Consider the following 19,565-nt stretch of genomic DNA (forward strand, 5'->3'; position numbering starts at 1 on the left):
GAGAGAGCTGATTCCGGCCGATGCCCCTGGCATGTTTGCCCTGGACTCCGATCCGGAGGTGGTGCGTCATTTGCCCGGTCAACTCATTACCACGATGGAAGAAGCCCGGGGAAAAATCAATTTCATCCGGCAGCAGTACAAAGAATTGGGTATTGGCAGATGGGCAGTGATTGAAAAAGAGAGCAACCACTTTGTGGGCTGGGCGGGATTAAAGCTGATCACTACTCCTTTTAATCATCATGTCGACTACTACGATCTGGGTTATCGGTTTATAAAGGCATATTGGGGCAAGGGCTATGCTACTGAATGTACGGTTGCTTCGCTCCGTTATGGATTTACGCAATTGAAACCCGAGGTGATTTATGCCTGTGCAGATGTGGCCAATATTGGTTCCAACCGGGTGCTGGAAAAAACCGGATTTACGATGCAGGAAACTTTTTATCACGATGAGGTGCTGCATAACTGGTTTAAGATCAGTCGGGAGGAGTGGCTACAGCGTTACTGAGGGGGCCATACTGACTGAGGTGTAGTTACAGCGGGCTGCATTAACTTGCTGTACACAAATAAGGAGCCGGTGTTACAATCCTTTACCCTCAATCAGTATCCCATTTATGAAGATTAACAGCATACAGTTCTTACGCGCAATAGCAGTTATCCTCGTTGTACACGTACACGCTATTGATACACAGGAAGCTTTTTCCGTATCTCATCAGCAAAAATTTTATTTCCTGGAAAACTTTGGCGCCATAGGGGTGGACTTGTTCTTCGGGATATCGGGTTTTATCATCAGTTATGTGGCGAACAGTTATTTTGGTGCCAGGGAAGGGGTTGATTTTCTGAAGAAACGCTTTATGAGAATCAATCCTATCTATTATGTGGCCAGTTTACTGTTCATGGTACTGTTCTGCTTTTTTGACAAGTTCTTTCCAGTGGCAGTGGTACTTAATGGCCTGAGGGATACCGCATTGATGTTGCCGATATTAAATTCGCAAACCTGGTTAGGACCTATTTTAATAGTAGGTTGGTCACTTAGCTATGAGTGGTGGTTTTACGTGTTGTTTTTCATATTGATTTTATTCCGTGTAAAAAATAAAGCATTATTGCTGTTACTTGTTATTCCGGCACTGGTAGTCATAGGCCGACTTTTACATCCGCAGGATTTCAGGGCCATATTTTATACCAATCCAATTATGTTGGAATTCCTTTTTGGTGTTATTATTTACTGGTTGTACCGGCACGCCAAAGTACCTACCGTGGTGGCGGCGACGTTGTTGATATTGGGTTTAGGCGGCTATGTTTATAATATTTTACATGGTTTTGGAGATATCTCCGAACTGGGAAGTGTGACCAGTGGTACTGGTAGTTTGAAACGTGTATTGTTGTGGGGATTACCCAGTGCATTTATTCTTGCCGGTTGTATTTTTCTGGAGAAGAAAGAAGTATTTTCCAAACTATGGAATAACCGCTTTGGTTTGCTCGTAGGAGATGCGTCTTATTCTATTTATTTAACGCACTACACACTATTTTATTTACTCTCACAGGTATATGTACAAACCGGCTTTTTCTGGAATCCGGATCTGTCCATTGTTGTACATATGGTGCTGGCAATAGGCGCGGGCATTTTGTTCTACCAGAAGGTAGAGCGTCCGTTGCTGAAGCTGCTGCATTCCAGGCCGCCTGTACAACAACCTCCTGTCCACGCTGCTATGCCATGACTCAATATCAGGGGGTATTGGGTAACCAGCCCCCTCTTTTCATCCACCAGATCATAGGGTCCAGCCATTCGTATACGGGTAACCGTTGGGTGAATCCATGGTTGCCGGTAGGATAAAGATGCAGTTCTGCTGGGATACCACCTTTAATCATGGCCTGATAGAAGGCAATGCTGTTATTCACACTCACTACTCCATCATCGTTGGTGTGGGTAATATAAGCTGGTGGCGTATTGTTATTGATCCATTCTTCATTGGAAAAGAACGCTATTTTTTCCGGCGTAGGATCGGCGCCGAGCAAACTTGTTCTCGAACCTATATGAGCCAGGTCTTTATTCATGCTGATCACCGGGTATACCAGGATCATAAAATCCGGGCGCAGGTCTGTATTTTCTTTATTGGGAATATAGCTTTTGCCGCTGTGTGTACCGAGTGTAGCCGCCAGGTGTCCGCCGGCGGAATAGCCTGCGATACCAATCTTATTCTTATCTATTCCCCATTCCGCCGCATTCATTCTCACCATTTTAATGGCTTGCTGGGCATCCTGTAGCGGTCCCATGCTTTTGTCGCGCATGGTGGCATCTGAAGGGAGCCTGTATTTCACGACAAAGGCGGTAACCCCTTTGGTTTTAAATGCTTCTGCTATTTTAGTGCCCTCTTCATCAAAGGCGAGAAAGGCGTAAGCGCCGCCTGGAAAGATGATGATGGCTGCACCATTGGGTTTTTCCGGCTTATAGATCGTAATCGTAGGAGCATCTGCGGGGGCTGTTTTGCCGATACTGTTAGGAATAGAATCTTTATAGAGTGGGCGTATTTCCTGGGCTTCCGAACGAGTAACAAATAATGCCAGTGTAAAAACAAAAAGGGCCAAAAGTTTTTTCATGCGCAGATAATTATGTTGATTTATCTGTCAAAAGAAAATTTTTTGGCCCTTGTATATGTTTTACAATCCGAAATACAAAATGATTAACAATTGACTAACTATTTTTCGGCCACTGCCAGCAGGAACCAGGCAGCATGTGGCAGCCATTGTTCTGCCCAGCGCCAGTCGTAGTCTTTCCCGGTGCTGGCATAGGAAAGGTTGAAATCAATATCTGACTCATTCTCCAGTCCCGAGGTAATACCGTTTACAATGCCCCCGGGCGCATTGGTATATTCAAATGTGCCGAAGAAGCCATAGGCGGGGTTATTATGTCCGCTGCCCTGTAGCATACAGGCGTCATAGGGGTTGAGTCCCAGGATCCAGTTGAGCTGGTTAACAGCCAGCGTTTCCAGGCTGTCGTGCAGGGGTTTATCGGCACTAAAAAAGTGGGCAGCCATTCTCGCGGCGGTGGCTACAGATGCCAGTCTTGCGTTTTCGCCCTGCCACCATGGCGATGCTTCGCTGCCATGCGGGAAGAAAAACGTTGTTTTCCGGATACCAGCGGTATCTTCTGTGTATTGGCGGCTGTAGCCGAAGGGGTTGTTTACTTCAGCTGTCAGTGCCAGTTCATATTGCATATACCGGCGGATGGTTTCTTTTAGCCGGGGCTGCAGGGCCTCTGGTGCCAGCGGGTAAAAATTCAACAGGCTGATCACCGGCAAACCTGCATCTGACGGGTGAAAGAAGGGCCTGTCTTTATCATCCGCCCGGAAGTAGTTGATGTATTTACCGCTGGAAATTATTCTGTCCATCAGCTGCTGCGCCCTTCTGGCGGCGGCGGCCAGGTACACCTGCTTCTTCGTTGCCTTATACAATTCTGTGGCGGCACTCAATGCGCAATAATCATCTACAATATTCTCTTTACCATCGTTGGTCATTTTGCTGTTTTCCTTTTCCAGGAAAGCAAAGGCGGCTTCGGCTGTTTTTAGGTAAGTCGCGTTCGTGTATTCACCGGCGGTATCATAGGTAGATGCAATGGCCAATGCGGCGATAGAAAGGCCTGCTCCTGAGCGATAGCTCGACTGATAGCTACGCCAGTTATCTTCTTCTTCCACGTGACTGTACACCTGATCTTTTGATTGTTTGATGCGATAGCCTTTATCTTCTGCGCGGATTACCCGGTCTTTCGCCTGTTTGCCGGGGCCGGGCGCATTTACAGAGCGGTAAAAGGAACCATTGGGCGCTTTCAGACGTACCAGGTAGTCGGCGCCGTACATGGCTTCATCGAGTATCCTGCGCAGGTATTGGCGGTAATCAGTGCCCGGCTTTTGTCTTAACAGCGCTTCTGTTTTCAGTAAACTCCACACGGTAAGGGAAATCTGCTGTGGGTTAAAATAAGTGGAGAAAGACAGGTGAGAGAGGTGTTTACCGTAATCGCCGGTCGCATCATACCAGCCTCCGTGGGCGTCTATGGTATCTGTGGTTTTACCGGACAACAGCAGGTGATGATCTGCCTGATCCAGCAGGCCGGAACTTCTTTGTCCTTTGAAGTAATAGACTACATCTGAAATAGTAGCCTGCTCCAGTACATTTTTATTAATAGAGAAGGGATAGGAAGACACCGGCTTACCGGCTACATTTATACGCACCAGGTAATTCCCGGTGGTTTTAAATGCGCTGAAGTCAATGGTCCAGAAAAGCCAGTGTTTCCATTGGTTCACCGGACCACTGTAAGTAACTTTTCCTTCGTATACCTTTTTTCCGGTGGCTACCTCCAATAGTTCAAAACTATTGACGAGCACTTTTGTATCAGCAACAACGATGGCCTGTTTAGGCTGATTGTATTCGTAACCGATATGATTGATCAGTACTTTTACCGGCTGGGCTGTGGCGATTCCCGATAGCAGCAGCAGGAAGCAGGTGATGTGTATGGCAAATTTCATGATGGATGATTGTAAGGAGATAAGGTTTGTGATAGTAATATCTCTCTAAAATAATCAATCGATCATTAAGAAAAGTGGATAATAAATCCACCTGCATTTATCTTTTCAAAAAAAAACGGGAACCCTGTCACGTTTTGCCCCCGTTCTCTGTCTTATTAACGTAACATATCAATTAAAAAATAAAAACTACAAAAAATGCAACAGAGAGTTTCTTATCAAGATACGACCAAAGGGCTTTTTGACGGATTATTGAAGACCGAATTTTATTTTAAAAAATCCGGCGCCGATCTGAAATTGCTGGAACTGATGAAGTACCGGATTTCCCAGATCAATGGTTGTGCATACTGCCTGGATGTGCATCACAAAGAATCTATCCACATGGGAGAAACAGAGCAGCGGTTGCATTCATTAATCACCTGGAGAGAATGTCCTTACTACAGTGATAAGGAAAGAGCCGCGCTGGCCTTTGCCGAAGCACTCACCAACACCAGCCGTGAAGAAGTGAGTGACGAATTATACACCACCTTATCTGACTTATTCTCCAAAGCAGAGATAGCAGATCTCACGGTGGTCATTGCTCAAATCAATGCGTGGAACAGGATTAACAAAGCATTTCGCACTACACCTGGTAATCATAAAGCAGGACAATTTTAATTTTATTATACCATGACATCATCCAACAAAAACAATCAGCACAAAATGGCTTTCATCATCTGGCTTGCCATTTTTCCACTTATTACGCTTACGTTCTATTTATTCGGCGACCTGCTGTTATTGCTGCCGCTAGTGTTAAGAACATTTATACTCACCATTATTATTGTTCCAACGGTATTCTATATTATTGTACCTTTTTACACCAGGCTTTTATCTGCCTGGTTCAAATAACCTAAATTATCTGTGTTGAAAGATTATCAGACCATACTATTTCCGTATGCCTATAATATTCTAGGCGCTGTAGAAGATGCTAAAGATGCTATACAGGATGTATTATACAATTACCTGGCGGCCTCCAAAGAACACATAGACAATGAAAAAAACTATCTGATTAAAAGTGTGATCAATCGGGCCCTTAATATCAAACAAAAGAAAAAACAGGTGAAGTTGGGTGATGTATGGCTACCGGAGCCCGTGACAACAGAAGGGGCCGATACCAATATCAACCTGCATGATGTTGCCTCCTATTCCATGCTGGTATTGATGGAGCAACTAAACCCAAAAGAAAGGGCAGTATTTATTCTGAAAGAAAGCTTTGGTTATTCACATGAAGAAATTGCGGAAGTACTGGCTATTACTGTAGAAGGATCACGGAAACTGCTGAGCAGAGCACGTACAAGGCTACACGAATCCCGGCAGCCGGCTACCAACCGGAAAAAAGTCCCTTCGGATATGCTGAACAATTTCATTCATGCTATCAGGAGCCGGGATACGGCAACCCTCGAAAACCTGCTCTCCCGTGATGTTACCTTCTTTGCAGATGGTGGTAGTAAAATGAATGTAGTGAAAAAGATCTCTATTGGTTTGCACGAGGTGGCAGCGCTGTTGCTATATATTTATGAGAAGTACGATTCCGGTTTCACGATTGTACAGTCGGCCGTCAATCATCAGCCCGCACTATTATACTACAATGAAACGGTGCTGGTAGCCTGCCAGATACTGGGTGTTTCGGCGGAAGACGGCAAAATATTCCAGGTCAGCAATGTAGTAGATCCGGATAAATTAAAATCTATTTCATTGAGCTAAAAGTAGTTTGGGTGGAACGTTACAACAGTTCCACCCAGGATGTTTCCAATGGTCACCAACGTTGTCCATTGGCGGTTAATTGTTTCCTATATGCTTAACCGTTATTTAATTTCCACTGCGGTGCAAAAACGATTTTTCCGCGTATTTTTAAGTATAAACATTTTTCCACTATGAAACAGCAAACCCTTTTTCTGGCACTAGCCGCGTTCTCTTTTTTTGGTTGCAAAAAAGACCTGGTAAATCCAACTGCGAACACCGGCATTGAAACAGGTCAAAACAGCCTTGCCGCCGGCACTTTAACCGTGTCCCTCGCCGCATGGATGGGATCTATTGCAGACAACACCAATATCAGCAATTTATCTATTCCCGGCACGCATGACAGCGGCGCCCGTACAGAGCCGGTTAGCGGTACCGCCAAATGCCAGAACCTCAGCATCCGTGAACAGCTGGATGCCGGCACCCGCTTCCTGGACATCCGATGCCGTCACATTGGAGATGCATTTGCTATCCACCATGGTTCTATTTATCAGAACTTAAACTTTACAGATGTATTAACCGACTGCTACAACTTCCTCGCCACCAACCCCACAGAAACCATTGTGATGTGCGTAAAAGAGGAATATGATCCCTCCAACAACACCCGCACATTTGAACAAACATTTGATAGCTACACCGCCCTGCAACCATCCAAATGGTACCTGGGCGACGCCGTACCCAACCTGGGTTCCGTAAGAGGCAAAATTGTACTGTTGAGAAGGTTCGGCGCTTCCAGCACGCCTAAAGGTATTGAAGCCACCAACTGGGCCGATAATACCACCTTCTCTATCAATAACGCCAACTCCAGTTTGCGTGTACAGGATCAATATGTAGTACCTGATAACAACGCCAAATGGACAGGCATCAGTAACCTGTTGACCGAAGCAAAAAATGGTACGACTTCTGTTTTGTACATCAACTTTACCAGCGGCTACAAATCGCTGATCTTTGGTATTCCCAGTATTACCACTGTTTCCAATAATATTAATCCGAGGATCAATACCTATTTCACCAGCAATCCCCAGGGCAGATATGGGATTATTCCGATGGATTTTGCAGCAGCAGACAGGAATACGTTGATTATTAATACGAATTTTTAGGCGAAGAAATATTTAGGCATTTTAACTAATGGTGGTCATCAACAAATGGCCACCTTTTTTCTTATCATTGATTAGGCATCCCAACCTTTGAACCTTTTTATTGTAGATTTGTTAAATCAATGGACTCCCAAAAAGTAAACATATCCTTTGACTCAAAATAACCTTATATAGCAGATGTAATAATACACCCTGATATTATTTAATGGAGTGAATGAAAACCCTTTCTTGCTCCGACACCTGGTTAGCAGCACACCTGCGTGTACGTCTGTGCTGTGGTTAACGGCATTAGCTAGTACGATGCAAACCGGGTCCCATTCCAAAAATAAGAACAGGCGACGGACTGGAACCGCACTATATAGTTAATGCAGATCCAATTATCCAGTGGTGTGGCGATTTTCCTGCATTTCTACCCACACAGGTGGCTAACCTGACGAGCACACTGGCAATGATTGTATAGTATCGCAGGTTCCAATCCCGCCCTGTTCATGTAGCCGATGTTTCAGATAGTTTATCTTGTCATGTGACCGTATTTATAGTCACATGATCAGTAATAAATTAAATATTTGGGTATATTAGTGTGAAAGACTGTAGCCATCGTCCCGTTCCTGCATACCTAAAAAAAAGTCTGTACCCGACCCATGAATAAAGCCACAATAAAAAAATTTCTGATTTACTTCCTGACAAGGGATATTCCTCTTACGCTGATTGCCTTTGTTTTTATGTCTACCGACCGAAGGGAGGCATTGGCTGGCCTTTTGCCAATGATCTTATTTTACAGCCTCCCACTTACCATCATTAATGGGTTGCTCTTTGCATGGCCATATGCCTACGTCCTGAAGCGTTGTGCGGAAGCGGAAAAGCGCACTCCCTATAAATGGTACCTGCTTGGTTTATTACTCCTGGAAGTAGTATTGTTCAAGGTCTGCGTCTATGACAGTATGCCCCTGCTATTTGTAATTGTTGCTTTTATTTACGTGGTGGCTTTCACCTGGGTATATTTCAACAATACCTTTAAAGAAAGAGATAAAAAGATTTCCGGATCAGCCAATCATTAGCTTGTCTTCCTGAAAATATTCCTTCACTGCCGACACAAACGGTGGTATCAGCGGATGCTTCTTCTGAAGCGTAGCCACCCTCCAGGCTCTCTTCCTGAGAGGTGACTTCAACGGCATGGTCACGATATCTTTATGTTTCAAATAAGGTGCAATTACCCAGGTAGCGAAAATAGCAAGGCCCATACCGGCATTCACCATTTCAATGATGGCTTCTGTTAACTGTATACGGGTGATGGTTTTCGGGCCTGTTTCCCGGAAAAACTCTTTTGAAAAATGATTATGTGAACCATATGCATCATATACCAGCAGGTGCTCTGTCGCAAAATCAGCTGCCGTGAGCGCCATTTTGGTACGCGTGAATGGATGGTTACGTGGCAGTACCACAACGAGGTTATCTGAAAACAAATTCGTGGTATGGATAGCCGGATGATCTGGTTTTTCTGAAACAATCGCCAGATCCAGTTCGCCATTGAGCAGGTATTCCAGTGGTCTTTGTGTAGCGGCAGCCACGATGGATATTTCCACCTGCTCCATCTGAGATTTTAAGCGGGTGATAATTTCCGGTAACCAATGATAGCAGGTGTAACACTCTGTGCTGATACGCAGACTGGATAACTTTCCTTTTTTGTAGGCAAGAATATCCTCATTCAATTGCGACAACTGCGGCAGGATGCTGCCGGCGCCTTCCATAATACGTCTTCCTGCATGGGTGAGCAACAGCTTCTTATTTACCCGATCAAAAATTTGCAAACCCGTTCTATGCTCCAGGTCTTTCAACTGATGACTTAGGGCCGACTGCGTAAGAAACAGGCTATCGGCAGCTTTGGTCAAAGATCCATGTTCTACAATGCGCTGCACCAGCAGCAGGTCGTTGCTTATAATCATGAATATTTTTAATTAAAAATACTAAAACTATTCATTTTCTTCATGACATATGACAACCTACCTTTGACAGATAAAAAATATAATGATGGAAACAGTCATAAAAAAATTCACTGAAGCAGACATAGACAGTGCTTTTGAACTGGCAATCGCTACGCAGCGACCTTTGTTGATCGACTTCTGGAATACCAATTGCAAAGGGTGTGAACGGATGGATGCTGTCACCTATGAAGATGCAGCTGTACAGGAATACCTGGATCAGCATTACGTATTGGTAAAGTACCACGCAAGTAAAATAACCCGTAATTTTATCAAAGCCTATCTCCCTAACGCGCTGCAATGGACACCAGCGCTATACATATACTCACCTGATGGTGCCGTTGTACGAAATATAGCAGGTTATCTTTCTCCCAAACAATTTATTATTGAACTATCAATTGGTCGTGGCGCCATGTTAATGCGTAGGGGAAAACATGCGGAGGCATTAGAGCTGTTCAGTAACCTTTCCCTTGCAGCAGCATACCCGGTACTGGATCAGGAAGCGATGTACTGGGCGGGTGTAGCTTCCTTCTTTGCCAACGGTAAAGCGTTCGCGGACATAGTGCCTTACTGGAATAAGCTCCTGGCTACTTATCCCGGCTCCACCTGGGCAGAAAAAGCGGATATTTTACCGTCAGTTATCTGATTATTTTAAGAGAAGGTGTCTCCAGTATTTCCTGAAGACACCTCTCCTGCATTATTTGACGGTGGTCAGCAGCCCCAATTGCTGTAAGGCAGTAACGCCGTCATCCAAACCAACTTCAGATACAATTTTACCGTCTTCAATTTTAAGTACAGTGGTACCGGTAAAGTGCATCTTCTTCCCTGTGGCCTCCGGCAAAGATCCTGCTAAGAAGTCGCTGAAAGCAGGGCCCGTATGCGTACCGCCGCCTTCCCAGCGCCCCACTACATAATCACCTTCCGCGATAAGGTCTGCTGCTCCCCAGAAATTCAGATCCGGAAAAGCGGCACGGAAATCCGTCATAAAGGCTTTAATATCCTCATGTCCTTTTCTCGGTTCGTGCAATGAATAATGCAACAGCATATCTGGTGCTGCCAACTCCTGAACAATTGATAAGTCAACCGTTTCACCCCAGAAGCTGGTAAACCAGCGTCCTACTATTGCTTTGTTGATTTCTTCTCTTGATTTTTCCAGTGTTCCCATAATTTTGAATGTTTAATTTTTAACGTGTTTTAATTCTTTCCTGCATTCAAAAGTACGGGGAGCCATAGCGGATAGTAACCCGGTTCTTGCGGTTTTAAATAATTCGTGAATTTTGTATATAATAATCATAGTCGTAAATTGATACCAGAATTCTCATTTTAATAAGCGCGAAGACACCTCATGGAGCAAGTACAAGTTGGTAAATGTGTGTACATTCTGAATACAGGAAAGAACCTGTATAAGATTGGCAAGACGCAGGACCTGCATAAGCGGTTGGCGGCTTATCATACACACTTACCCGTTATGTTTCGTGTCATCAGGCAGTATGCAGCCCTGAATATGAGCGAGCTGGAAGAAAGTCTGCATATCGTTTTTCAACACAAGCGCGTAAAAGGAGAATGGTTTGAATTAAGTAAAGACGACCTGATCATCTGCGACAATGTGGCCAGGAACTATGCCCTGCAAGGGTTACAGAAACAGCCCCGTAAGTATACCGATATCACTTTTAGTGATAACCCCATGCTGCAGGTAATGGAAGCCAATGAAAAATACCTGCAGGATTACTCCCGGATTGTAGATGACATCAAGCTGGGACTGAATAACAATGAAGTATTTGAGTTACACGAAGGCACGGTGAGCAAGGTGATTATTGAAACAGTCAGGAGACTGCTGAGATACCGCACCCCCAATTCCGAATTCCTGGGCAAATGGCTACGTGTGGCCAGCGAATTGAGTAGTAACACCAGCGAGAGTAGCATTCTTCAAAAATACAAAGGTCAGGTAAGCCGATCTACCATACAAATGATCAAAAGGATATTGCATAATCAACTGTACTGATATCAATTTTTTGTTCGCTTTTGTACAATTTTACCTGTTCCCCGGGAGTGATCTTTGTAAGAAACAAATTAAACTTATGAAACTTAAGCTCCCTGTGCTACTGTTTATCATGGTTGTATGCTCCTTTAACGGTATCGCACAATCCCAACAGCTTTCAAATTTAGAAGATGCAAAGAAAGCGATTGCCCAGGCCAATGCCATTCATTTCAGTCTGTTCGCTAAAAATGATGGATCTATTCTGAACCTCTATACAGAAGACGCCTGTTTATTAATGCCCGGTGCTCCGGCTTTCTGCGGACATGATGGACTTGCTAAATTCTTTAATGATGTGTATGCCGCCGGTTCCAGAAACGGTAAGATTACCACCCTCGATGTGTATGGTGATGGAGGCGATTTTGTAACGGAAGTAGGGCTCACGCAGGTTTTTGATGGTAATGGAAAAATGCTGGGTGAAGGCAAATACATCGTAGTATGGAAGAAGACGAAAGACGGCTGGAAAATGTTCAGAGACATGTATAACAGCAGTCAACCTAATTAATCAGCTTTCCGGTCCAAAGGATTCCCTTGGACCGGGAATACTCCTTCCCCCGATCAACGTCCGGAACGGACTTCCGACGGTGTTAATCCTGTGAACTTTTTAAATTCCTTTATAAAATGTGCCTGATCGAAGTAGCCACAATCGTAAGCAATAGCTGTCAGCGACACCTCAGCTGTATGAACAAGTTCCAGGCTTCTGTTGAAGCGCTGAATATGGAAAAATGATCGCGGTGTAAGTCCCACATGGTCGAGAAACAATTGTTGGATATAGCGCTCTGAAAAGCCGTATTTGTCCGCCAGGAATTTCATATTAAACAATTCGCCTTCCGCCTCAATATGACCACATATGCGTTCGAGAAGCGTAACTTTATTATCCAGCTTTTTGCTTTTACGCAATCGTTGAATCAGGAACTGATCCAGCTCCCTCACTTTCTGTTCCAGCGTACCGGCATGAATTAACTTGTCATAAAATTCGCTGGATTCCTTTCCCAGAACACCTTCCAGGTCTACCGAGTCATTTGTAAACTCCGCTATGGGGTTAGGAAAAAAAAGTGCGTTGGCATAAGGGAAAATCCTGGCGATGAGCACTTCCGTGCCTTTGGTGACACTCAGTCTTGTTGGCTTGGTCAATTGTCCAAGTACTTCTACTTTCGGCATATCTATGGGGCGGCCATTAATAATAGTACTGGCGCTGCCATTAGAAATATTAACGGCAAAATCAATAAATCCACTGGGAAAAAAAGTTTGATTCGTCATATCCTGATCCGTGGAAAATACCCAGTAGCGCTGCACGTAGGGCTTCAGTATGTGAGAGGGAATAAATTGCATAGTAGCGGGAGTTAAATACCAATAATAGGGCTGTCATTTATCAGCAGGCATAGCATACATTAAAACCATTCCGAATATACTTTATTTTTTTTACACGATAATAGTTTCGTCGCTATCTATTGAAAATCAACTGCGAACAATTCCTCCGCAAATTTGTTTTCATGGAATCTTTTAGCCGCATTTCTTCACCTCAAAATAATAATTATGCCTTATTCTCCTTTATTAATCAAACCTTTCAGAGACGAATTAACGACAGTCGGTATTCAGGAGCTGTTTACGTCCGATGAGGTTGATCAAATCATGAAAAAGTCCGGTACCACCATGGTAGTGGTGAACAGCGTTTGCGGATGCGCTGCAGGATCGGCCCGGCCGGGAATCAGACAAGCCTTGGAACATCCCAAAAAGCCGGATACCGTTGCAAGTGTATTCGCGGGGCAAGACTTAGAGGCTACCGCCCGCTTTCGAAACCTTATTGCCGATATTCCACCATCTTCTCCCTCTATTGCGCTTTTTAAAGATGGAGAGCTGGTGTATTTCATTCCCAAACACAGAATTGAAGGACGGGATGCTATGGGATTGGCCGATGATTTAAGGAATGCATTTGACGAATTCTGCTAATCAGCTATTCTCAAAAATGATCAGGCAAAAGACGCACTCCATGAGTGGGTCTTTTGTTTTTTGCGTATCAACGATTTTCCATCCACTGCAAGAAATGCGTCATCTTCTCTTTACCTACAACCAACGATTCTTCCGTAGGCACACTCAGGTGTAGTGCCAGCTTACGTGAGGAATAATGTTCCACTTCTTTAATGGCATCAAAATTCACGAGGTATTGCCTGTTCAACCGGTAAAACTGCCGGGCAGAAAGTTGCGATTGTATCTGCTCTAACGTTTGTGGAACAATATATTTTTGCTGTTGAAAAGTAACCATATAAGGGGAGTCGTACTTGATATACAAATACGCAATATGTTCTGTACGAACGGTGATATACCGGTTGTTATGAAATACGAGGAAACTGGTCTTTCCTTCATTTCTATCCAGCTTTTTAATCAGCTCCTCCCAATCGGACTGTTTGCGCTGCTGAAAGAAATGCTTAAAATTATCCATCTTCTGAAAAGCCGCTTCCAGGTCATTGACAGAAAAAGGTTTCAGCAAATAATCTACCCCATTTGATTTAATTGCCTCCATGGAATACTCTCCGAATGCCGTACAGAAAATCACCGGAGAAGTAATTTTCATCCTCCTGAAAATTTCAAAACACAATCCGTCAGACAACTGCACATCCATAAATATCAGGTCTGGTGGCTCATTGACAGCAAGATAGGCGACCGACTGCTCAATGCTGTTCAACATGGCCACCACCGTCGCATCAGGTCTGATTTTGGCAACCAACCCGGACAGCGATTTAGCTGCTTTTATTTCATCTTCAATTATGACTATCCTCATTGATAACCGGTAGTTTTACAGTAAAAGTGGTGGTTTCAGGAAATACGTCAATGTTCCTGCTCAACAAATGCTGATACCGTTCGTTGATATTTTCCAGCCCGATACCTGTAGATGCCTCAGGCGTGATTTTAGGCTGTACATTATTCTTCACCACAATAAAATCGTTTTCTGTATAGATTTCTACATACAGCGGTTTATCAGGAGCTACCACATTATGTTTGATACAATTTTCCACCAGCAGCTGCAGCGTAAAAGGTGGCATCATGGACTGTTGCCGGCTTTCCGGCACCTGGATATTCACTTCAAATCCCTCCTCAAAACGCGCTTTGAGTAAAAACACGTAAGCATGCAAAATCTTCAACTCTTCAGACAAGCGTATCAGATCCAGTTTTCTGTTCTCCAAAGTAAACCGATAAAAATCCGATAACTTCAGGATAAAATCAACACTATGTTCATCTCCACTCTCCACCATATATTTGAGTGTGTTGAGGGTATTAAATAAAAAATGTGGATTCACCTGTTGTCTTAATATTTCATACTGAGCCGCCAGATTATCCATCCTGGTGCGCTCCAGTTCTATGCTCACCCGTTGATTCTGATAGGTTTGATACAGCAAATGAATAAACATGTAAAAGGTCAGGTTGATCAATACCCCCCGTACTTCAAACATCAGCATTACCGGACCAAAGTTCAGGTGTGTTAATATCAGCTGCTGCAGGTACGACAGCAAAAACATCACAACAATACCTACTACGAGATTCTTCATCAGGGGAAAGAGCGAAAATCCTCTGGCAATTTCCTGTGAAGTATAAACCGGTAAGGTGAGCATATTATAATACCACACAAACAACGAGAAGACGAAGGTGATCAGCGAGTTGGCTATTACCTCATAAATATTATACTGATGCTGTATCAGGTTAGGCAATGATACAATCACGCCTAAGAAAAGAGAGCTTAACCATATAATACGGCCTGAGATCCTGAAGGCTTGTCTTTTTTCCATAGCCTGTCAAAGATATAAGTATTTGGATAACAAGCATAGAAAATGAGGCCATATCCGGCATTTAATACCCTGAACCTGGCATTGTTACCTCCGGAACCGACAGGGCTTAAAATGCCCGCTTAAAAGTACCATAAAGCCAATGCAGTTCGGGGCCCAATTTGTCCGGATCAACCCCTTTTTCGCCGATTACAGGGTATTTCGTTTTCAGGCTTAAAGCGGATACTGTCTCTTTGTGCTATAATACTTTGAAACATGAAATTATCCAACCGCCTAAAAGCATTCGTCTTCTCAACCGTTGTACTAACGGGAGTAGTTATGGCCATATCCTTCACCACACCTGTGGTAAACAATCCTCCGGTAACCGGAGAAATACAGGTACCTCCGGAGGTGAAACAGTTGTTGCAACATGCCTGCTATGACTGTCATTCCAATACACCGCACCTGAAATGGTTCGATAAACTCCCTGTTATTGCCGGGCTGGTAAAAGAAGATATACTCGCCGCACGCAAGCACCTGAACTTTTCTGAATGGGATAAATTGTCAAAGACAGCACAGCAATCTGCCCTCTGGCAAGCATATAACATGATCAACTCCGGCAATATGCCACTGCCTTCCTATGCCGCACTGCATAGTAATGCAAAAGTAACTCCGGCGGAGCTCTCCGGCCTCCGCAGCTATCTCAGCTCCATGCGGGTAACCATTGTCCGCGATAGTGCTAAAAACAGGGAAGCATTGGAGCAATGGGGAAAGCCGGCGCTGTCCGTCCCACAACATCTGGTGTCTGCAAACGGTATCCGTTATATGCCCGAATACCGGCAATGGCAGGTAATGAGTACCACTTCCCGGTTCGACAATACCACTATGCGCGTAATGTTCGCGAACCCCGTTGCCATGCAGGCGATCCGTTCAAACAACATCCATCCATGGCCCGATGGCGCCATTATCGCTAAAGTAGTATGGGAAAAGAATATGGATAGGGAGGGAAACATTCACCCGGGTAAATTTCTGAATATACAGTATATGGTAAGAAATAAAACAACATATAAAGATACCGATGGCTGGGGTTATGCCAAGTTTGATACACCTAACCTTAAGCCATATGGTACTCCCCTGACCTTCAAATCCTGCGCGTCCTGCCACCGGGCAGCCAACCAAACAGGCGGTATTTTCGATCTATCCACTTCAAATTAATATATCCATGCGCGTTATACCATTCATCACCTTTACAATCATCCTGTTTATGGGCTGTTCTACTGCGAAAAAGAATATGCCTGCCATCAGACCTTATGTATTTAATGACAGCGGCCTGCAGGTAATAACGACCATCATCAATGAAAAAGCCGGCTCTGTTTCCATGCTATATGGCAACAAAGCAGCCATGGACTATCACATCAACCACCTCTCGGCACACCAGCCGGAAGAACAATACAGGTTGGTTACCTATCGGGAGCAGGATAACAAATACTGGTTTGGCAGCTATATCAACGGAGCATTGCTCAGCGTGGAAACGGTAAATATGCTGCCACTGGCAAACCAACAACAACCAGCTTATACTATACAAACTTATAACGGATACGCAGCTACGGAAACAGATGCTGCCTCCAGAACAAACTTCATTCAAAACCAGGACCTCGCCTGGTACCCCTGCGATCCATCTACATCTAATTAAAATTATAACACATGAAATCATTGATATTATCCGGCATGCTTTTCCTCCACACCTTAACAGTATCCTGTAATACCCCGTATCATCATCTTGCAGATACATCAGACAGCACAAAAGGATTTGCAGTAGTAGAACTCTTTACCTCCGAAGGCTGTTCCAGCTGCCCGCCGGCAGATGAACTACTGGCAAAACTTGAAAAAGAAAGTCAGGGTAAACCGCTTTATCTGCTGGCGTTCCATGTAGACTACTGGGATCATCAGGGATGGCGCGACAGTTTCAGCCAGCATATTTTTTCCGAAAGGCAACAGCAATACGCCACCTGGATGCACCTTCCCAGCGTATATACACCACAGATAGTTATCAATGGCAGCAGCGAGTTTATAGGCTCCGATGCCGCCGCCGTGACACAGGCGATCAACAACGGTTTTGCCCAGGAAACGCCGGTCAACTTTTCCCTGCAAACGAAAATAGTAGCGCAGCAAATGGAAGTCACCTGGCAATTGTCATCTTCACAAAAAAACACCAGACTCCTGCTGGCACTGGTGCAAAAGAAAGGACTAAGTAATGTAAGAGCAGGTGAAAATGCCGGTAGAAAACTCTCCCACGTGCAAATAGTCCAAAAGTTAACGACGGTGGATATCCAAAGAACGACAGTGGCGTCACTGTCTGTTCCCCCAGGTTTTAATGCACAAAATTGGGAGCTCATAGGGTGGCTGCAAAGAGAAAAAGATGGCCATATTATCGCAGCTGCGAAAGCGGATCTTCATTAGGTGATATCCGAAGCACAACACTTTAACTATCATTGTCTATATTTATATGACGGGGCGAGTGCAAAACGACACAGATCGGCTACTATTTCCGTACTTCGTTGTCAAATGATTTTATATTTATTATGATAGATTTTTCTCATACTGGGGAACATATTCACTACGTCACGAATTTTCAGGACCTTGTTTCTACGCCATTTAGTGGCGCAATAAATGCGATTGGCTGGACGCGTAAACTACCGGGTGATTTTTCTGAAATTGTTAACAAGGTAGCGCTAAGTGGAAATATAACGGTCATTGAACAAGCCGAACTTTATGAACTTCAGTTGAGTAAACAAGGGCAACTTGCCCGTGAAATTCTTTTAAATGACTGGAAGATGTTACAAGCTCATGGTGCATCTCCCATCCTTAATGTGATCAAATACTATGATCAGGATGATACCTACCCGTTTTTCCCAACCGATGTTTATTCCTTTCATGTAGATCGCTCTCCCATACCAGTCGATACTTTTTTATGTACTTACTATGGCGAGTCCAGTGAAATACTGCCAAATTCACAAGGCAAAAAGAAAGTGCTTATTCCAGAAATACGGGATGAACTCAAAAAACTATATGATGGACCAGCCGAAGGTTTTGAATCATTCTTGAGTGAACATTTCTTTGATCTGCATTATCAGGCTAAACCTGATGCACATCCCATAAGCTTAGGTCTTGGTAACCTGTGGAGGTTGGCGGTTGATCATCCTGAAAGCCAGGTTCCTCCTTGCCTGCACCGGGCGCCAAAGGAAAAACCTGGACAAAATAGGTTATTGATGATCTGTTGAACACAAATCCGGCAGACCCATGTCGATTCAATTTATAGCAGGTTGGAAGCAGATTCTTTTTCTCTCATTTAACCTTCTTGAACTTAACCCTTCCGAAGGGTACCTTAAAAACTGACACTATGCATCTTAGTCAAAAACTCCTCTCCGGAAAACGAAAGTACCTGTGCGGATTGATACTACTCCTGTTTATCTCGATAGTCTGCGTGGCTTTCAGTATGGGGAGAAGTAACGACTTTGATATCGCCAGGAGGGAAGTTTTACTCCGCAGGATCGGACATGAACTACTTTTACAGTCGGGCGATAGTACGTCAAGGGTGCTCCCAATAAAAAAAATCGCCGAAAATGAATACCAGATCAGGTTTGAGAAGGATCTTACTTTTCGACCGGACTCGCTGATGAATACTACCCGGCGTTTGTTGGCCCTGGACCCGCTCGCAAGTGATTATGTTGTTAACGTTCTGAACTGTAGCAACTCCAGTGTAGCCTACGGATACGCTATATCCAAAAATACAAAAAACGATATTGTAACCTGCATAGGAAGGAATCAACCCAGGGCATGTTACATGATCGATGTTAAATTCAAATCAACAGGAATAAATACAGCAAAGAATGGATATCTTCTGGGCATCCTGCCACTTTTAGCATTTGTTGGTTTTATTTTTTTCAGATCTGTTAAGCCACGAAAAGCTTTACCTGAGAATCGTCAGCATATGAACATGATTACTTTTGGCTCGGTCTTGTTTGATGCGGAGAAACGGCAGCTGATAATAAATGAAAAGACCGTAGATCTGACTGAAACTGAAACGCGGCTGCTACTCATTTTCGCGTTGTCGCCTAACGAGATTATAGAGAGAAGCCGGTTGCAAAAAGAGATATGGGAAGATGAAGGTGTTATTGTGGGGCGTAGCCTGGATATGTTCATATCAAAACTTAGAAAAAAACTGGAATCTGATCCGAATAGCAAAATTGTGGTGATACGTGGCAAAGGCTATAAGCTTGATACACTCCACTCTTAGGTTTAGGCCGGTTTGGAAATTCCTCGTATTTATTTTATCTTACTTGTATAGTTATTCGAAATTACCTGCAAACGCCCGAGCAAATAATATGCAAGAACAAAAAGGG

23 protein-coding genes are annotated in these 19,565 nt (G+C 44.0%); 16 read left to right on the plus strand and 7 right to left on the minus strand.

The annotated features are described in order from the left end of the window. Positions 1-505: GNAT family N-acetyltransferase (locus tag VIP81_RS17830; RefSeq protein ID WP_331963907.1), on the plus strand; the 505-nt coding region annotated here is incomplete at its 5' end. Positions 506-611: 106 nt separating this feature from the next. Beyond that, complete coding sequence (locus tag VIP81_RS17835; RefSeq protein ID WP_331963910.1) at positions 612-1,715, plus strand: acyltransferase; 1,104 nt, start codon at positions 612-614, stop codon at positions 1,713-1,715. 7 nt (positions 1,716-1,722) lie between these two features. On the opposite strand, the gene VIP81_RS17840 is transcribed toward VIP81_RS17835, so the two are convergent. Continuing rightward, positions 1,723-2,595: an alpha/beta hydrolase gene (locus VIP81_RS17840; RefSeq protein WP_331963912.1), complete on the minus strand. Its 873-nt coding sequence runs from the start codon at positions 2,593-2,595 to the stop codon at positions 1,723-1,725. Between the two features lie 98 nt (positions 2,596-2,693). Continuing rightward, the gene (locus VIP81_RS17845) at positions 2,694-4,517 is read right to left on the minus strand and encodes a glycoside hydrolase family 9 protein (protein ID WP_331963914.1); all 1,824 of its coding nucleotides are present in this window, start codon (positions 4,515-4,517) and stop codon (positions 2,694-2,696) included. A gap of 195 nt (positions 4,518-4,712) precedes the next feature. Here VIP81_RS17845 and VIP81_RS17850 point away from each other — a divergent pair, with 195 nt between their 5' ends. From VIP81_RS17850 to VIP81_RS17870, 5 genes are all read left to right on the plus strand, one after another. Beyond that, a complete protein-coding gene (locus VIP81_RS17850; RefSeq protein WP_331963917.1) occupies positions 4,713-5,171 on the plus strand; it encodes a carboxymuconolactone decarboxylase family protein in 459 nt (152 codons plus the stop codon). A gap of 12 nt (positions 5,172-5,183) precedes the next feature. Then, positions 5,184-5,402 (plus strand): hypothetical protein, encoded by a 219-nt coding sequence (locus tag VIP81_RS17855; protein WP_331963920.1) that lies wholly within the window; start codon positions 5,184-5,186, stop codon positions 5,400-5,402. 12 nt (positions 5,403-5,414) lie between these two features. Then, positions 5,415-6,257 (plus strand): sigma-70 family RNA polymerase sigma factor, encoded by an 843-nt coding sequence (locus VIP81_RS17860; RefSeq protein ID WP_331963923.1) that lies wholly within the window; start codon positions 5,415-5,417, stop codon positions 6,255-6,257. A gap of 170 nt (positions 6,258-6,427) precedes the next feature. Continuing rightward, the gene (locus VIP81_RS17865) at positions 6,428-7,393 is read left to right on the plus strand and encodes a phosphatidylinositol-specific phospholipase C (protein ID WP_331963926.1); all 966 of its coding nucleotides are present in this window, start codon (positions 6,428-6,430) and stop codon (positions 7,391-7,393) included. Between the two features lie 638 nt (positions 7,394-8,031). Further along, positions 8,032-8,448 (plus strand): hypothetical protein, encoded by a 417-nt coding sequence (locus VIP81_RS17870; protein ID WP_331963929.1) that lies wholly within the window; start codon positions 8,032-8,034, stop codon positions 8,446-8,448. Here VIP81_RS17870 and VIP81_RS17875 read toward each other — a convergent pair. Next, entirely contained in the window at positions 8,434-9,333 is a 900-nt protein-coding gene (locus VIP81_RS17875) for a LysR family transcriptional regulator (RefSeq protein WP_331963932.1), read from the minus strand. The genes VIP81_RS17870 and VIP81_RS17875 overlap by 15 nt on opposite strands. 85 nt (positions 9,334-9,418) lie before the next feature. On the opposite strand from VIP81_RS17875, the gene VIP81_RS17880 reads away from it, so the two are divergent. Beyond that, positions 9,419-10,015, plus strand: coding sequence for a thioredoxin family protein (locus VIP81_RS17880; protein WP_331963935.1), 597 nt, complete (start codon positions 9,419-9,421; stop codon positions 10,013-10,015). Between the two features lie 51 nt (positions 10,016-10,066). Here VIP81_RS17880 and VIP81_RS17885 read toward each other — a convergent pair whose 3' ends face one another. Beyond that, positions 10,067-10,534, minus strand: coding sequence for an ester cyclase (locus VIP81_RS17885; protein WP_331963938.1), 468 nt, complete (start codon positions 10,532-10,534; stop codon positions 10,067-10,069). Between the two features lie 180 nt (positions 10,535-10,714). Here VIP81_RS17885 and VIP81_RS17890 point away from each other — a divergent pair, with 180 nt between their 5' ends. Together VIP81_RS17890 and VIP81_RS17895 are read left to right on the plus strand one after the other, a co-directional pair. Continuing rightward, complete coding sequence (locus VIP81_RS17890; protein ID WP_331963941.1) at positions 10,715-11,371, plus strand: GIY-YIG nuclease family protein; 657 nt, start codon at positions 10,715-10,717, stop codon at positions 11,369-11,371. A gap of 76 nt (positions 11,372-11,447) precedes the next feature. Further along, on the plus strand, positions 11,448-11,909 hold the full coding sequence (locus VIP81_RS17895) for a YybH family protein (protein ID WP_331963944.1): 462 nt from the start codon (positions 11,448-11,450) through the stop codon (positions 11,907-11,909). Positions 11,910-11,962: 53 nt separating this feature from the next. On the opposite strand, the gene VIP81_RS17900 is transcribed toward VIP81_RS17895, so the two are convergent. After that, positions 11,963-12,736, minus strand: a complete 774-nt coding sequence (locus tag VIP81_RS17900) for a helix-turn-helix domain-containing protein (protein ID WP_331963947.1) — start codon at positions 12,734-12,736, stop codon at positions 11,963-11,965. Positions 12,737-12,940: 204 nt separating this feature from the next. On the opposite strand from VIP81_RS17900, the gene VIP81_RS17905 reads away from it, so the two are divergent. Continuing rightward, positions 12,941-13,354, plus strand: coding sequence for a BrxA/BrxB family bacilliredoxin (locus VIP81_RS17905; RefSeq protein WP_331963950.1), 414 nt, complete (start codon positions 12,941-12,943; stop codon positions 13,352-13,354). A gap of 67 nt (positions 13,355-13,421) precedes the next feature. On the opposite strand, the gene VIP81_RS17910 is transcribed toward VIP81_RS17905, so the two are convergent. Next, a complete protein-coding gene (locus VIP81_RS17910) occupies positions 13,422-14,183 on the minus strand; it encodes a LytTR family DNA-binding domain-containing protein (RefSeq protein ID WP_331963953.1) in 762 nt (253 codons plus the stop codon). Further along, positions 14,164-15,186, minus strand: a complete 1,023-nt coding sequence (locus VIP81_RS17915) for a sensor histidine kinase (protein ID WP_331963956.1) — start codon at positions 15,184-15,186, stop codon at positions 14,164-14,166. Before VIP81_RS17915 ends, VIP81_RS17910 begins: the two co-directional genes overlap by 20 nt. Before the next feature lie 252 nt (positions 15,187-15,438). On the opposite strand from VIP81_RS17915, the gene VIP81_RS17920 reads away from it, so the two are divergent. The 5 genes from VIP81_RS17920 (at position 15,439) to VIP81_RS17940 (ending at position 19,459) form a co-directional block, all read left to right on the plus strand. After that, on the plus strand, positions 15,439-16,377 hold the full coding sequence (locus VIP81_RS17920) for a heme-binding domain-containing protein (protein ID WP_331963959.1): 939 nt from the start codon (positions 15,439-15,441) through the stop codon (positions 16,375-16,377). Positions 16,378-16,384: 7 nt separating this feature from the next. Continuing rightward, positions 16,385-16,855, plus strand: a complete 471-nt coding sequence (locus tag VIP81_RS17925; RefSeq protein WP_331963962.1) for a hypothetical protein — start codon at positions 16,385-16,387, stop codon at positions 16,853-16,855. Positions 16,856-16,866: 11 nt separating this feature from the next. Continuing rightward, complete coding sequence (locus tag VIP81_RS17930) at positions 16,867-17,622, plus strand: DUF1223 domain-containing protein (RefSeq protein WP_331963965.1); 756 nt, start codon at positions 16,867-16,869, stop codon at positions 17,620-17,622. Between the two features lie 122 nt (positions 17,623-17,744). After that, a complete protein-coding gene (locus VIP81_RS17935; protein ID WP_331963968.1) occupies positions 17,745-18,443 on the plus strand; it encodes a hypothetical protein in 699 nt (232 codons plus the stop codon). Between the two features lie 119 nt (positions 18,444-18,562). After that, entirely contained in the window at positions 18,563-19,459 is an 897-nt protein-coding gene (locus VIP81_RS17940; protein ID WP_331963971.1) for a winged helix-turn-helix domain-containing protein, read from the plus strand. The last annotated feature ends 106 nt before the right edge of the window (positions 19,460-19,565 follow it).

This window comes from Chitinophaga sp. (assembly GCF_036566945.1).
In the GTDB taxonomy this organism is placed as follows: Bacteria; Bacteroidota; Bacteroidia; order Chitinophagales; family Chitinophagaceae; genus Chitinophaga.